At 73.6% G+C, this 14,644-nt stretch carries 12 protein-coding genes; 2 read left to right on the forward strand and 10 right to left on the reverse strand.

Translation table 11 applies throughout. The features are described 5' to 3' along the window. From PS467_RS38250 to PS467_RS38265, 4 genes are all read right to left on the reverse strand, one after another. Entirely contained in the window at positions 1 to 879 is an 879-nt protein-coding gene (locus PS467_RS38250) for a universal stress protein (RefSeq protein WP_311040089.1), read from the reverse strand. A 127-nt stretch (positions 880 to 1,006) separates the two neighbouring features. Beyond that, a complete protein-coding gene (locus tag PS467_RS38255) occupies positions 1,007 to 1,744 on the reverse strand; it encodes an FAD:protein FMN transferase (RefSeq protein ID WP_311040090.1) in 738 nt (245 codons plus the stop codon). Positions 1,745 to 1,787: 43 nt separating this feature from the next. Continuing rightward, positions 1,788 to 2,267, reverse strand: a complete 480-nt coding sequence (locus tag PS467_RS38260; protein WP_311039115.1) for an FMN-binding protein — start codon at positions 2,265 to 2,267, stop codon at positions 1,788 to 1,790. A 43-nt stretch (positions 2,268 to 2,310) separates the two neighbouring features. After that, positions 2,311 to 3,675, reverse strand: coding sequence for a ferredoxin reductase family protein (locus tag PS467_RS38265; protein ID WP_311039116.1), 1,365 nt, complete (start codon positions 3,673 to 3,675; stop codon positions 2,311 to 2,313). A gap of 148 nt (positions 3,676 to 3,823) precedes the next feature. Here PS467_RS38265 and PS467_RS38270 point away from each other — a divergent pair, with 148 nt between their 5' ends. Further along, entirely contained in the window at positions 3,824 to 4,558 is a 735-nt protein-coding gene (locus PS467_RS38270) for a response regulator transcription factor (RefSeq protein WP_311039117.1), read from the forward strand. Positions 4,559 to 4,578: 20 nt separating this feature from the next. Beyond that, a complete protein-coding gene (locus tag PS467_RS38275; protein ID WP_311040091.1) occupies positions 4,579 to 6,054 on the forward strand; it encodes a sensor histidine kinase in 1,476 nt (491 codons plus the stop codon). A gap of 287 nt (positions 6,055 to 6,341) precedes the next feature. Here PS467_RS38275 and PS467_RS38280 read toward each other — a convergent pair whose 3' ends face one another. The 6 genes from PS467_RS38280 to PS467_RS38305 all read right to left on the reverse strand — a co-directional run bounded on the left by PS467_RS38280 (position 6,342) and on the right by PS467_RS38305 (position 14,565). Next, positions 6,342 to 7,058 (reverse strand): FadR/GntR family transcriptional regulator, encoded by a 717-nt coding sequence (locus PS467_RS38280; protein WP_311039118.1) that lies wholly within the window; start codon positions 7,056 to 7,058, stop codon positions 6,342 to 6,344. 160 nt (positions 7,059 to 7,218) lie between these two features. Further along, positions 7,219 to 9,945, reverse strand: a complete 2,727-nt coding sequence (locus tag PS467_RS38285) for an FUSC family protein (protein WP_311039119.1) — start codon at positions 9,943 to 9,945, stop codon at positions 7,219 to 7,221. Positions 9,946 to 10,350: 405 nt separating this feature from the next. Next, positions 10,351 to 11,346, reverse strand: coding sequence for an endonuclease/exonuclease/phosphatase family protein (locus tag PS467_RS38290; RefSeq protein ID WP_311039120.1), 996 nt, complete (start codon positions 11,344 to 11,346; stop codon positions 10,351 to 10,353). 7 nt (positions 11,347 to 11,353) lie between these two features. After that, entirely contained in the window at positions 11,354 to 12,379 is a 1,026-nt protein-coding gene (locus tag PS467_RS38295; RefSeq protein ID WP_311039121.1) for a D-alanyl-D-alanine carboxypeptidase family protein, read from the reverse strand. 139 nt (positions 12,380 to 12,518) lie between these two features. After that, positions 12,519 to 13,754 (reverse strand): sensor histidine kinase, encoded by a 1,236-nt coding sequence (locus tag PS467_RS38300; protein ID WP_311039122.1) that lies wholly within the window; start codon positions 13,752 to 13,754, stop codon positions 12,519 to 12,521. Position 13,755: 1 nt separating this feature from the next. Beyond that, positions 13,756 to 14,565, reverse strand: coding sequence for a response regulator transcription factor (locus tag PS467_RS38305; protein ID WP_311039123.1), 810 nt, complete (start codon positions 14,563 to 14,565; stop codon positions 13,756 to 13,758). Positions 14,566 to 14,644 lie beyond the last annotated feature (79 nt).

Below are 14,644 nucleotides of genomic sequence, written 5' to 3' on the forward strand. Positions count from 1 at the left end.
TCACGTCTGCTGCGGGACGATGGCGACCGGGCACGCGGAGTGGTGGAGCACGGCATGGCTGACCCGGCCGAGCTGCAGACCACCGTGGTCCCGGCGGCGGAGGGCGCCGACCACCAGCAGATCGGCCTGTTCCGACATCTCCAGCAGAACCCGGTGCGCCGGTCCCTCGATCACATCACGGTGGACCGAGACGCCACCCTCCTCGCGCTCGACCGGGTCCAGCACCTCGCTGAGGATGGTCGCGGCCTGCTCCTCGTAGATCAAGGTGGCCGCCCCGTGCACGAGCAACGACTGGCCCGCGCCCGCGTGCGCGGGGCGCCGCCAGGTGCGTACGGCGTGGAGTTCGGCGTCCCGCGCCCGCGCCTCCCGGAAGGCGAACCGGACGGCTGCCGACCCCTCCGCGAGGTCGCCGACCGCGAGGAGCACACGCCGGAAGGCCCCTTGACGGCCGCGCTCTCCGCCACGCACCACGATCACCGGGGAGACCGCACGCGCCGCCACGGCCAGGCTCACCGACCCCAGCACCGTGTCCACCAGCTCGCCCCTGCCACGGGACCCGGTGACCACGCCGAACGCCTCACGGCTGTGCTCCAGCAACGCGGTGACGGTGTCTTCGGCCAGCACTTCGGCGGACACCTTCACATCCGGATCACGCAACCGCGCCCGTTCCGCGCAGGAGGCGACGATGTGCTCGGCCACGATCTCCCCCGAGGGGCGTTCCGTGCTGAACGAGGGGAGCCGGCCCTCGTACCGCTCCCACCGGGAGGCGTGGATCAGGCGCAGCGGCAGCTCATGGCGCGCCGCCTCGTCCACCGCCCAGTCCACGGCCTCCAGGCTGGATTCGGACCCGTCAACACCCACGACCAGCGGGAGCGCCATCATCCCCACCGCCCTTCCTGCGGTCGACTCGTCCGCTCCGGGTACCCCCGCGGCCGCACTCGCACCACGCCGGTTCCTGGGGACGGGCACATCGGCTCGATTCGGTGACCCGCGCCGACCCCGCCCGTCACGGCGCGGCCCCGGCCAGGACCGTCCCGGGGAAGCCCGGGGTGCGCCAGACCTCACCCGCCGCGGTGATCCCCAGCGCCTCGTGGCCGTCCAGCGCCTCGACCCAGGCGCGGGCCCCGCCGCCCATGGCGAACGCGGCGGTGGCGTAGGCGTCGGTCCGGGTGAGGTGACGGCCGGTGAGGGTGAGCGAGAGCAGCCCGGTGGCGGGCCGGCCGGTGTGCGGGTCCAGCACATGCGCACCGCGCTCGGCCGTGCCCGAGGTGGCGACGGCCAGGTCGTGTCCGGTGACGACGGCGGCCGGCTCCCCTGGGCGGGCGGGGTGGGCGATGCCGATCCGCCAGGGCGTGCCGGGGGCGGCTTCGCCACGCGACTGGAGGTCGCCGCCGCCGTTGACGCAAGTGTTGTGGGCGCCCGCCGCGTCCAGCATCTGGGAGACCCGCTCGACCGCCCAGCCCTTGACCATCCCGGAGGGGTCGAGCCGGCCGCCGGGGGTGTGGCTGAACCAGCCGCCGGTGGCGCGCGCCGCTTCCGCGCACAGCGCGAACACCTCGGTCACCTCCGGCCCGTACCGCTCCGGGACCGGCTCGCCACGGCCCAGGCGGCTGATCACGCTGTTGGGGCGGTAGGTCGAGAAGACCTCGTCCACATGGTGCAGCCAGCCCACGGCCTCCCGCAGGGCCCGGTGGACGGACGGGGTGACCGGGTCACGGAGGTCGAAGGAGAACACCGTGCCCATGACGTGCTCGACGTGGCGCAGCCCACGGGCGGGCGCGGAGGCATCAGACACCGGCCCTGTCCAGTGCGCTCTGGAGGGACCGGGTGTATCCCTCGCTGGTGTAGGTGGCGCCGGAGACCGCGTCGATGTGGGCGCTCTGGGCGCTCAGCGCCTCCTGGGTCAGCTGCGGTACGGCGTAGGAGTTGATCTCCTGGGAGCGGGGGCGGTCGGACGGTGTCCGGAGCGCCTTGACGGCGGTGATCCTGCCGCCTGAGACCGTGACGGCCACCTGGACCGGGCCGTACACGGTGTTGCTCACGTCTCCGGTGTAGGTGGCGGAGGCGCCGGAGGTGCCGCCTGAGGGTGCGGGGGACGACGTTCCCGACCGGCCGGTGCCGGGCGACGGGGACGACGACGCTCCCGGAGTCCTGGAGGCCGGCGGCGACGCCGCCATGGCCGTGGCGGGGTTCTGGTGTGGTTTGAGCGACAGCAGCAGGACGATGCCCGCCACGGTCGAGACGGTGGTGACGGCGGTCTTGCGCACGGAGGTCTCCTTCGGGTGCGGCGCGGTGCGGTGCGGATCGGACTCAGAACGCGAACGACTCGTGGTGGACGCGGCGGCGCGGCACCCCGGCGTCGCGCAGGGCGCGCCGGGCGGCCTCCGTCATGCCGGGCGGGCCGCACAGGTAGACGTCACGTTCGGTGAGGTCGGGCACCAGGCCGCGCAGTCCCTCGGCGGTCAGCGGGGAGGAGTGGACGGCCGGCTCGTCGACGACGTAGTGGACGACCGCCCCGCGCGCGGCGGCCACGCCGTCCAGTTCGGCGCGGAGCGCCAGGTCCTCGGGGCGCCGGGCCCGGTAGACCAGGGTCACCTCGCCGGGCAGCGTCTCGAAGAGGGTCCGCAGCGGGGTGATCCCGACGCCGCCGCCCAGCAGGAGGGTCTTGCGGGCGCGGCGGCGGCGTGCGGTGAAGCCGCCGTACGGGCCCTCGGCGAGCACCCGGGTGCCGGGTTCGAGGCGGGCGAGCGCCGCGCTGTGGCCACCGGACGCCTTGACGGTGATCCGCAGATACGCCGGGTGCGGGACGGCCGACAGCGAGTAGGGGTTGGCGGCCCACCACAGGCCGTGGGTCAGGAACCGCCACCGGAAGAACTGGCCGGGCTCGGCGCACAGCTCCGTCAGCCGGTCGCCCGACAGGTACACCGACACCACACCCGGGGCCTCCGGCCGGACCCCGGTGACGTACAGCCGGTGGCGCAGCGCCCGGCGTACCGGGACGGCGAACCGGTACCAGGCCAGCAGCGCCGCCGCTCCGATGTAGAGCGTGTACCAGGCCAACTGGGCGGGGCGGTCGCCGACGAAGTCGGCCCCGTCGGAGAGCTGGTGCCCGAAGACGAGGAAGACCGCGAGGTAGGTCGCGAAGTGCAGGAAGTGCCACGTCTCGTAGGAGACGCGGCGGCGCACGGCGCGCGCGGACACGCACGCGGTGACGAGGAAGAGCAGGAAGCCGATCGTGCCCTTGAGCAGGTCCGGGTAGTGGAGCACCAGGGTGGTGGTCTGGTCCACCACCCCGGTGTGCGATTCCAGCGCGTACCCCCAGATGATCAGCAGCACGTGGGCGCAGGCCAGCGAGACCGTGTACCGGCCGCCCATGGCGTGCCAGCGGGCCAGCCGGTCGGTGCCGACGGCGCGGTCCAGGAGCGGTACGCGGGCCATGAGGATCAGCAGCACCGCACACGCGTAACCGGCGAGCAGCCCGGTGATCCGCCCCGCGCCGGTCAGCCAGTCCGCCGCGCCGACGACCGAGGACGTGTCGCTCCACCACAGCGCCAGGACGGCGGCGGCCCCGCCCCAGATCACCAGGTGCGCGAGGGCCGGGACGGGGCTGGGCGGGCGCGGTGCCGACCGGGCCGGGCGGGTCACGGCCGGGACCGGCGTTGTCGTGCTGGTCATGGGATTCCTCTCGGTGAATTGCCTGGTCAGAGTGGTCGGCGAAGTTCTGAAAACCCTATGAACAGGGGCGAAGCGCTCGGAATTCAGAGGAAACTCAGAGGAAGGCCGGGCCTTGGCACGACGCGTCCCGAGGGATGCTGGACGCATCATGGATACGCACACCACCAGCCGTTTTCTGCTGCGGCCCGACGGCGCCCGGGTCCGCGTCCTGGTCGTCGACGACGAGCCCGATCTGACCGATGTGCTGTCGGGGGCGCTGCGCTACGAGGGCTGGGAGGTCCGTACCGCCGCCGACGGCGCGTCCGCGCTGGAGGCGGTGCGGACGTTCCGCCCGGACGCGGTGGTACTCGACTGGATGCTGCCGGACACCGACGGGCTCACGGTGCTGCGCGCGATCCGGGCGGAGCTGCCGGATGTGTGCGTGCTGTTCCTGACCGCCCGGGACGCGGTGGAGGATCGGATCGCGGGGATCACGGCGGGCGGCGACGACTACGTGACCAAGCCGTTCAGCCTGGAGGAGGTGCTGGCCCGGCTGCGCGGGCTGCTGCGCAGGGCCGGGATGGCGCGGGAGCCGGACGACGACCGGCTGGTGGTCGGGGATCTGGTGATGGACGAGCAGGCGCGGGAGGTGACCCGCGGGGGCGTGGCCGTGGAGCTGTCCCGCACCGAGTTCGAACTGCTGCGGTTCCTGATGCGCAACCCCCGGCGGGTGCTGTCCAAGGCGCAGATCCTGGACCGGGTGTGGAGCTATGACTTCGGCGGCCAGGCGCATGTGGTCGAGCTGTACATCAGCTATCTGCGCAAGAAGATCGACGCCGGACGGGCGCCGCTGATCCACACGGTGCGCGGGGTGGGCTACGTGCTGAAGGCGGAGGTCTCGTGAGGCGGCCGCGCACCGGTCGGCTGCTGAGGTGGCTGCCCCGGACGCTGCGCGCCCGGCTGACCGCCGGTCTGGTGGTGCTGCTGGCGGTGGCATGTCTGGCGGTGGGGCTGACCACGGTGTTCGCGCTGGAGGGGTTTCTGGTGCGCCGGCTGGACCAGCAGCTGACGGCGGCCGGCGGCCGGTTCCCGGCCAGCCTGGAGCACGGTGAGCGGCGGCCGGACGCCGACAACCGGCCCGACACCCGTGGCCAGTCGGACGGCACCTTCGGCGCCCGGCTGGTGGACGGTACGCCGACCGACGCGGCGGTGGTGCGCGACCAGACGGACGCCGCCGTACCGCTGACCGGCGCCGACCGGCGGGTCCTGGCCACGGTGCCGGTGGACGGCGCCGGCCACAGCATCCGGCTCACCGCGCTCCACGGCTACCGGGTCGCGGCGGTCGCGGGGGACGACGGCGACGTCCTGATCACCGGGCTGCCGCTGCGCCCGGTGGAGGAGACCGTGCACCGGCTGGAGCTGGTGGAGACCGTGGTGTTCGGCAGCGCGCTGCTGGTGACCGGGGTGGCCGGGGCGCTGTGGGTCCGTCTGTCGCTGCGCCCGCTGCGGCGGGTGACCACGACCGCCGCGGGCGTGGCCGAGCTGCCGCTGGCCAGCGGTGAGGTGGCCATGCCGCCACCGGTGCCGGACACCGATCCGCACACCGAGGTGGGCCAGGTGGGCACCGCGCTCAACCGCATGCTCGGCCACGTCGGGGACGCGCTGGGCCGTCGCCAGGCGAGCGAGGAGCGGCTGCGGCACTTCGCCGCCGACGCCAGCCACGAGCTGCGCACCCCGGTGGCCTCCGTCCGCGGCCACGCGGAGCTGGCACTGCGCCATCCGGGTCCGGTGCCGGCCGAGGTGCGGCACGCGCTGGAGCGGATCCAGTCCGAGTCGGAGCGGATGTCCACGCTCGTGGACGATCTGCTGCTGCTCGCCCGGCTCGACGCGGGGCGGCCGCTGGCCCGCGCGCCGGTCGACCTGACCCGGCTGGTGCTGGACGCGACGGGCGACGCACGGGCCGCCGGTCCGGGACACCGCTGGACGCTGGAGCTGGCCGAGGAGCCGGTCACGGTCGTCGGCGACGAGCACCGCCTCCAGCAGGTGGTGGGCAACCTGCTGGCCAACGCCCGTATCCACACCCCGCCCGGCACGCGGGTCACGGTCCGGCTGGCACCGGCCGGCGAGGACTGGGCCGAGTTCAGCGTGGCGGACGACGGTCCCGGGGTTCCCCAGGCGCTCCGGGACGAGGTGTTCGAGCGGTTCGCCCGCGCCGACCCGGGGCGGGCTCGGGCCGCGGGCGGCACCGGACTGGGTCTGGCGATCGCCCGCGCCGTCATCGCGGCACACGGCGGCACGGTCACGCTGGGCGGCGCGCCGGGCGCCACCACCTTCCGGGTCCGCCTTCCCCGCCGCACCACGGCGCCCGATCCGGCTGACACGGCGCCCGATCCGGGCTGACCGGGGCCGGCGGGCGGTGGCCGCGGCGAGGTCAGGCGTTGCGCGGAAGGAGGCCGACGCCGTCGGCGTGGCGCAGCGGGGTGGCAGGTGATGCCGCCGAAGGTGACGGGCACGTCGAGGTCGCCGGTGGACGCGGGGGCGCGTCGGGAACGCTCCCGCTCCCGGGAACGCTCCCGCTCCCGGTAACGCTCCACCGGGGCGCCCGCCGGATGCTGGAACGCGAGGCGGCGGAGGACGGCGTCAGCACCCTGGCGGGCGCGGGGCACCTGGGCGCCGCGTGAGGCGGATCAGTCGGCGGTGCGCTGCTCCAGCGCCTCCCGCAGACGGCGCGAGGCGCTCTCCATATGCCGGGCCATCGCCGCTCGGGCGGCCTGCGCATCGCCCTTCTCGACCGCCTCGAAGATCGGCACATGGTCGGCGTAGGCGACCTCGCGGGGCCGTACGGCGCCGGTGCGCTCGACCCAGCCGCGCTGGATCACGGCGCGCATGCCCTTGAGCATGTCCCGCAGGACCGTGTTCCCGGCCAGTTCGGCGAGGGTCGCGTGGAACGCGGTGTCCGCCTCGGCGAACTCCGCGTCGGGGCATTCGCGCATCGCGGCGAGCCGGGCCCGCAGCAGCCGCACCCCCGCCTCGTCGCGGGTCTCGGCGGCCAGACCCGCGACGACGACCTCGAGTTCGGCACGGGCCCGCAGCATGTCCTGCGCGCCGCGCTCGCCGAGCACCAGGCCGAGTTCGAAGAGGCGGTACAGGACGTCGGAGTCGGCGCCGCGGAAGTAGGTGCCGCTGGACTGCCGGATCTCCAGGAGCCCCAGGAATCCGAGGGATTTGATGGCCTCGCGCACGGTGGGCCGGTTGACTCCGAGCATCTCGGTGAGCCGGCGCTCCGAGGGGATGCGGTCGCCGGGCTGGACCGCGCCGGACATCAGATAGTCGATGAGGCGGCGCGAGACCTCGGCGGCCAGCGGTTCCCTCGGCTCGACCGTGATTCTCGAGAGTTCGGCCATGGATTCCCTCACTTCGGTGTGGATGAGTCAGCCGGAAGTCTAGTTTCCTACCGGCCGACCGGTCATCCGGTTGGCCGCGCCCGGAACCACGAGGACGCCGTGGGGGACAGGGGCCGTCCCCCACGGCGTCCATGACGCGGCAGGCCGGTGGGCTCCTCGGTCAGCCGGCCGGGGCGAGCGTGATGTCGTGTCGCTGGGCGTGGCCGGGCGCCACCAGCAGGAACTCCGCACGCGGCGCATGCGCCGGGCTGGACGCGATCAAGGTGTAGCCGCCGGGTCGCAGACCGGGCAGCCGGTAGCCACCGCCGGCGGCCCGGACCAGGGCCTCGCGCTTGCCCCGATCGCTGATCACGGTGATCCACGCCGAACAGCCGTCCGGGTGCGCCGGGCAGTGCAGCGCGCCGCTGACGGTGACCGTCCCGGAGCCGGCGGAAGACGTGGACCCGGCGGAAGACGCGGTGGCGGCAGGCGCCGTCGTGCGGTGGCCGGCGGCGGGGGCGCCCGCGCTGTGGGCGCGCGCCGTGTTCGTGGCCGTGCCGGGACGCAGGGTGGCCGCCCAGGCGGCGAGGGCCGTGTGGGTGCGGTCGGCCGGAGCGGTCCGTGTGGTGGGCGGGGTGGTCGTCGCCAGCCCCCGGCCCTCCGCGAGCGCGGCGAGCGCCTCGTCCAGCGCCGCCAGCTCGTGCAGCGCGGTGTGCAGCCGGTCGGCGCGTGGCCGGTCGGCGGTGCGCAGATGGTCCGTCAGCTCGTGGATCAGGGGACTGACCCGGACCCAGGTGCCGCCCTCCTCGCCCTTCGTGATGCGCCGGTCCAGGGCGTGGAGGGAGTCGACGAAGACATCGCAGACGCGCCGCAGACGGGCGGCCGACTCAGGAGCGAGGCGGATGTCGACGTCCGCCGCCGCGGCCAGGGTGTGTGCGTGCCGGGTGGCGGTGTTGAGAATCCCGAGCGCGCTCTCGTTGCCGCGCCCCCGGCCGCCCAGCGGCATCCGGACCAGTGGCCTGACCACGCTGCGCACCTGGAGGAGGGCGGCGTCCAGGGCGCGGGCCGCGCCGCGCAGCCGGACCGGGGCCTTGGGATCGGTCCAGCGCAGGGCGACCTGCTGGATCAGGTGTTCCATCGCGGACAGGTAGCCGCGCTGGACCTCGCCGGCGACCTTGCGGGTCGAGACCGGGAAGATCACCGCGGCGCAGACGGTGGCTATCGCGCAGCCCAGCGCGTTGTCCATCAGACGCTGCGTCAGCAGCCAGTTGACGTCGTCGTACGGCGTGGTCAGGCCGTACATCTGGACGAGCGCGGCGACCAGGCCGACGACCCAGTACGCGTACTGGCGCTGCATGCCCCAGGAGCCGATGGCCAGCCCGCCGACGATCACCGCCAGGGTCCACCAGATGTGGCCCGGCCCGATCAGGTGCAGCAGGACGATGCCGATGACCGCGCCGACGGCCGTGCCCACCACACGGTGTGCGAGCTTGCGCAACCGCTCATGGGTGGTGTTCGTGCCGAACAGCGTGATCATCACGCCGACCAGGCCCCAGTAGAAGCGCTGCCCGTTGATGGCGTCGGCCAGCGGGCACGTGATGGCGGCGGCGACCCCGGCCTGGAGCGGGGCGCGCAGAGAGGGAACGGCGCGCCGCCACCCCGGACCGGCCTGCGCGGCGGCGACCCGCTTGGCGGCGGGACCGGCTTCGGCCGGACGGTTGCGCTCCAGCGCCACGGTGGGCTGGAACGGCACCCTGGCCCGCACGGTGGACGAACTCCACCCCAGCTCCAGCCAGCGGGCGAGGGATTCGGCGAGCCCGTCCAGCAGGTCCGCGACACGGTGGGCCAGGGCGCGCACCTCCGCCTGCTCCGCGCTCGTCCCTTCGGGGACGGCGGCGGCCTGCTGCCGGATCAGCTCGGCGGCCGGGCGCAGCGCGTCGGCCTGCCCCAGATGGGTGTCGCGGGCGATGACCAGGCCGATCACGAGTGTTTCGCGCAGCGGAGCCGGCACCTGGCGGGCCGTCAGCTTCTGGATCGCCTGGCCGATGCCCTGGAGGGCGAGCTCGGCGTCGAAGAGGTACTGGTGCAGCAGCTCGGCGGTGTCCGGGTCGGCCGCGACCTCGGGCTGGGCGAGGTGGCCGTCGATGGTGACGGTGGTGATGTTCAGCCGGCGCTGCGCGCGGCTCATCCGTTTGACCGCCGTGGCCTGGTCGGCGTCGGGGTCCAGGGCGGTGGCGGCGGCGTCCGCGATCCTGCGGGCCTCGACGAGGAAGGCGCGCTGGGTGCGCAGCAGGTCCTCACGCGGCATCGGGTAGCACAGCAGCAGCCGGGCGAGCAGTACGGCCACCGAGGCCACCAGGGCGATGACGGCGAGCGGCCCACAGGTGTCCAGCGGGATGACGATGATGCCGCCGACCATGAAGGCGTTGAAGGTCATCATGCCGGTCAGCAGGCCGATGGGACCGAAGCGGGCCAGGAAGAACGCGAAGGCCAGCGTCACCACCAAGAGGGTGAGGTCGAGCATCCGGTGCGCATGCGCCCATGAGGCGATCGGCAGGGCGGCGCAGTAGGGCAGGGGCATCCACAGGCTGGAACGCGCCAGTCGCAGCGGGGTGTTCTCGGCCACCACGAAGGCGCTCATCAGCCCCATCATGCCGCCGACCACCATGCCCAGCATGGTGGGCACGTCCAGGACATGCGTCATCCCGTAACCGACCGAGAGGGAGACGGTCATGGACACCAGCGCTCGCCACCCCGCCTGAAGGTGGCCGAGGCCGGGATCGGCGGCGAGCACCCAGTCCCACCAGCGTCTGGGTCCGCCGACTCGGGGCGGGGCGAATCCACGGGCAGGGTGCGTGGGGTGCGGGTCCGTGGCCGACGGGGGTGAGTCGATAGCCGGCGTCGTCAACTGGCCTCCGTTTCTCTGGCGGGTACAAGGGGTGTGGCCGGACGTGCGGGGCGGTCACACAGTCGCGCGGTGCCCCGGAGCGGCCGGACGTACGCAGGACGCGGAGAGCCCGCCGATGTCGCTCAGTGGCCCTCTCGGGCCCTGCCCCATCCGACACTCGTCGGGTCCCAGCGAACGATGCATTGGCCAATTATATAAGTGGCTTTCACTTCGGCGGTGGCCGGGGCACCACGCCGGGACCGCCGGTCCGCCACGCCGGAGGCGTCATCTCCTCACCGCCGCAGTCCGTTTCACCCCAGGCAGCCCGTGATGCACCCCGGCGTCGCGGACGTTGTGGCATCCGTGGCGGAGTCGGCGGCTCGGCGGCTCGGTGTCTCACCGGCCCGGTCGGGTGACTCGCCCGGATCACAGCCTCAGCGTCGCCGCCACCGGCAGGTGGTCGCTGTCGGTGGCGGGCAGGGTCCAGGACGCGCGCGGATCCACGCCGCGCACGAGTATGTGGTCGATCCTCGCCACGGGGAGGGAGGCGGGCCACGTGAGCCCGAACCCGGCGCCCGCCTCGCTCTGGGCCGAGCGCAGTCGGGAGGTGACGGCGGACAGCGCCCGGTCCTCGAAGGTGCCGTTGAAGTCGCCCACGAGCACGGTGCGCCCCGCCGGTTCGGCCCGCAGGGCGTCGCCGAGGCGGTGCGCGGCGGCGTCGCGCGCGGTGGTGGCGAAACCCGAGAAGGGAGTGAACCGGACCGACAGCAGATGGGCGACGAAGACGGTGACCGGCCCCTTGGGTGTCCGCACGGTGGCGCGCAGGGCGCGTGGCCAGGGCGCGATGTCCACCGTGCGGGAGGCGTCGATGGGGTAGCCGCTCCACAGTCCGACCGTGCCCCGCACCACGTGGTACGGGTAGGTGGCGGCCAGTGTTCTCTCGTACTCCGCTGTCGCGCTGCCCAGCTCTTCGAGGGCCAGCACATCGGCACCGGAGGCGGCGAGGGCGCGTGCGGTGTGCGCGGGGTGCGGGTTGTGCTCGTTGACGTTGTGGGACACCACGGTCAGGTCTCCGCCGTCCGCCCGCTTGTCGAGGAGCGTCCCGCCGAACAGCGAGCACCAGGTGAGCGCGGGCAGGACGACGGCCACGGCGGCGGTCGCGGACCGGCGGACGAGGGCACAGAGCAGCAGCGTCGGCACGGCCAGCCCGGTCCAGAGCAGAAAGGTCTCCACGAGGCTGCCGAGGTGGCCGACCTGGTTGGGGATATGGGCGTGGAACAGCATCGCCGCCGCGGCCGTCAGCGCGAGCACGGCGATGGTCCGGCCCCGCCGCCAGACGCCGCCGGTCGTGGCGCTCTCGTCGGTCTCGGGCGGGGGAGCGGGCGCCGGCGGTGTGGAAGGGGTGTCGAGGGAGGTGGTCATGGTGCTTTCACCAGGTCCCGGAGGTGGTCGTCGACACCCACCGTCGTACGGCCTCGATCAGGGTGCGGCTGCTGTCGAGCGCGGCCTGGAGCCCCTCCTGGGGGCTGGAGCCCGCGCGCTGGTGGAGGACGACGCCGAGGATCAGCCGGTCGTGTCCCGCGCCGTCGGGCGCGGTGGCCGCCCACATCAGGGCGCCACCGGCGGGTGTGCTGGAGCCGGTCTTGAGGCCGATCACACCGGCCGTGCCCAGCAGGGTGTTGGTGTTGCGGATCGGGCCGGGCACACCGGGGACGGTGGTGCTGGGCTTGGCGACGATGGCTCGGAGCACCTCGTCCCGCATCACCCGCCGCGCCAGCTTCAGCTGGTCGGCGCTGGTGCTGGTGGTCGTGGACTCGATGCCGCTGGCGCCGCTGTAGGTGGTGTGGCGCATGCCCAGATCGTGGGCAGCCCGGTTCATCTCCGCCACGAACGCCTCCTGCGAGCCCGCGTCCCAGCGGGCCAGCAGCCGGGCGATGTTGTTCCCGGAGGGGATCAGCATCAGTTCCAGCACGTGTCGTTCGCTCAGCCGCTGTCCGGCCCGCACCCGCACGCTCGACTCCGAGCCCGAGCCGGACTCGTCGGCGGCCGGCTGGTCGACGGTGATGTCGGGACCGGCCTCGCCGGCCCGCAGTGGATGGTCACGCAGGATCACGTACGCGGTCATCACCTTCGTGACGCTGGCGATCGGCACCGGCCTCTGGGCGCCCTCGGTGGCGACATCACCGATGTCGCCGGTATCACCAGTGCCGCCGGCGCCGCCGGTTTCCCCGGTATCACCGGTGCCCTCGACCAGCACGCTCGTCTGGCCCTCCCGCGGCCAGGGCCACGACAGCGAGCCGTCCTCTCCTGAGGTGAGTCCGACGCACAGGCCGATGACGGCCACGAGCACCACGGCCGTGGCACCGGCTTTGCGGAGGGGAGGCCACGAGCGGCCCGGCCGCGGCGGCTGCGCCACGCCCGTGCCAGGTGGTTGGGGGATACGGTCACGGTCCATGTGCAAGGCACCTCCAAGGTGGTCGATGTGCTGCGCTCGCGCACGTCGGCCACCTTGGCCGGGCCGGATTTCCGCGGGGTCGTGACCGTGGCTCCGGCACCGCTCGGCCGGTCATCCGTTGTGTATCAGCTCTGTGGCGTCAGCCCGTCGGCGGCAGCCGGAGCGTGACGACGGCTCCGCCGTCGGTGGCGTTCGAGAAGTGCAGCGCCGCGCCGATGACCCGGGCCTGGCCCGAGGCGACGGTCAGCCCGAGTCCGTGACCGCGGCCGCGCTCGGCCGCGCCGGTGCGGAACCGCTGCGGCCCTTCCACGAGCAGGCTGTGGGGGAAACCGGGGCCGTGGTCGCGGACCACGACCGTCGTTCCCTCGATGGTGACCTCGACCGGCGCTCCGCCGTGCCGGTGGGCGTTGGTGAGCAGGTTGGCGAGGATCCGGTCGAGCCGGCGCGGGTCCGTCTCGACCACGCCGGGCGCGGCCCCGGCCGTGAGGGTCGCTTCGAGACCGGTGCGGGCCAGCGAGTCCCGGACCATGTCGGGGAGAGCGACGGGCCGCAGATCGGCGCGTTCCACACCGGCGTCGAGACGGGAGATCTCCAACAGGTCCTCCACGAGGGTGCGCATCACCCGCACCCGGTCCCTGACGAGATCGGTGGCCTCGCTCTCGGGGAGCAGCTCGGCGGAGGTGACCAGGCCCATCAGCGGGGTGCGCAACTCGTGTGCCACATCGGCGGTGAAGCGCTGTTCACCGCGCAGCCGGTCCCGCAGGCTGTCGGCCATGGAGTCGACGGTGGCCGAGATCTCGGTGATCTCGTCGCCCGCCCGGCCGCCCGACTCGGTCCTGGCGTCCAGGTCGCCCGAGGCGATACGTCGTGCGGTCCGCGCCACCCGCCGCAGCCGTCGGTTGGGGAGTTCGGCGGCGAGGGCGGACACGGGGACGACGACGGCCAGCGCGGCCAGCGAGTACTTCCACATGTGCCGGTCCAGGGCGCGGCGGCTGAGCTGGTCGGGCGTCATATCGACCCAGGTGGCCACCAGACGGCCGTCGGACAGCCGCTTTCCGGCCCACATCCGCGGACGGTAGGGCTTGCTCTCGTCGTACACGGCCGCCTCCCCTTGGGTCCGCACCCTCCGCACCAGCTCCGGTGGCATCTCCCCGGGGGCGCGGACGACGGCGTCGGGCCCGCTCCGGCCGCCCGGGGTGAGGGCGGTGTCCAGTGCGGTGTGCGCCTTGGCCGCGCCCTCGTTCATGGACCGCTCGTAGGTGCTGTGGTGCACCAGCAGTCCGACCGTCAGCGCGATGCCGCAGCACGCCGCGGCCACCAGCAGGGCGATCTTCCAGCGCAGGGAGCGCCAGTTGAGCAGGGACCGGGTGCCCACGTCAGCGCCTCAGCTTGTAGCCAAAGCCGCGGACCGTCTCGATCCGTCCGGCGCCGATCTTCTTCCGCAACCGCTGGACGCACAGGTCGACGACGCGGCTGTCGCCGTCCCAGCCGTAATCCCATACGTTGCGCAGCAGTGTCTGCCGGTCCAGCACGATGCCGGGATGCGCGGCGAACTCCAGCAGCAGCCGCAGTTCGGTGGGTGCCAGCGCGATCGGCTCACCGGCCAGGAACACCTCCAGGCCGCCTGTGTCGATGGCCAGGTCACCGAAGCGGAGCCGGGCGCGTTCGGGGCGCGGCTCGGGCTGCTCGGGGCGGCTCGGCCGGCCCGGCTGGTGGCCCGCCGATCCGACCGCCGCCGGGGTGGCCGTCGCTGGGGCGGCCGGATCGGCGGGTGCGGTGGCCGGTGCGAACGTGGCCCGCCGCAGCAGCGACCGGATCCGGGCCACCAGCACCGCGGTGTCGACCGGCTTGACGACATAGTCGTCGGCGCCCGCCTCCAGGCCGGATATGACGTCCAGCGCGTCGCCGCGGGCCGACATCATCAGGATCGGGTCCATGCTGGTCTCCCGGATCCGGCGGCACAGTCCGATGCCGTCGAGCCCCGGCAGCATCACGTCCAGCAGCAGCAGGTCATGGCCCCCGTCCCGGAACAGCTCCAGACCGGTCAGCCCGTCTCCGGCCGTGGTGACGCGGTAGCCGTAGCGCTCCAGCGCCATCGCGACCGACCTGCGGATCACCTCGTCGTCCTCCACCAGGAGGATCGTGACGGGCGTGGGACCACCGTCACCGGCGGCTGCGTAGGACATGTTCACCAACCTGTGCGAGGAGCGGAGCCTCCCATGATGCCGAAGGAGATCTCCGCCCCGGCGAGGCCGGGCCTCCGTG

The organism is Streptomyces luomodiensis (assembly GCF_031679605.1).
GTDB classification, from domain to species: domain Bacteria; phylum Actinomycetota; class Actinomycetes; order Streptomycetales; family Streptomycetaceae; genus Streptomyces; species Streptomyces luomodiensis.

What these genes read in the sequence shown, in the direction of transcription:
- PS467_RS38305 (WP_311039123.1), bottom strand. Translation starts at nt 14,565, where the DNA reads ATGTCCTACGCAGCCGCCGGTGACGGTGGTCCCACGCCCGTCACGATC.
- PS467_RS38250 (WP_311040089.1), bottom strand. Translation starts at nt 879, where the DNA reads ATGGCGCTCCCGCTGGTCGTGGGTGTTGACGGGTCCGAATCCAGCCTG.
- PS467_RS38290 (WP_311039120.1), bottom strand. Translation starts at nt 11,346, where the DNA reads ATGACCACCTCCCTCGACACCCCTTCCACACCGCCGGCGCCCGCTCCC.
- PS467_RS38280 (WP_311039118.1), bottom strand. Translation starts at nt 7,058, where the DNA reads ATGGCCGAACTCTCGAGAATCACGGTCGAGCCGAGGGAACCGCTGGCC.
- PS467_RS38255 (WP_311040090.1), bottom strand. Translation starts at nt 1,744, where the DNA reads ATGGGCACGGTGTTCTCCTTCGACCTCCGTGACCCGGTCACCCCGTCC.
- PS467_RS38270 (WP_311039117.1), top strand. Translation starts at nt 3,824, where the DNA reads ATGGATACGCACACCACCAGCCGTTTTCTGCTGCGGCCCGACGGCGCC.
- PS467_RS38265 (WP_311039116.1), bottom strand. Translation starts at nt 3,675, where the DNA reads ATGACCAGCACGACAACGCCGGTCCCGGCCGTGACCCGCCCGGCCCGG.
- PS467_RS38295 (WP_311039121.1), bottom strand. Translation starts at nt 12,379, where the DNA reads ATGGACCGTGACCGTATCCCCCAACCACCTGGCACGGGCGTGGCGCAG.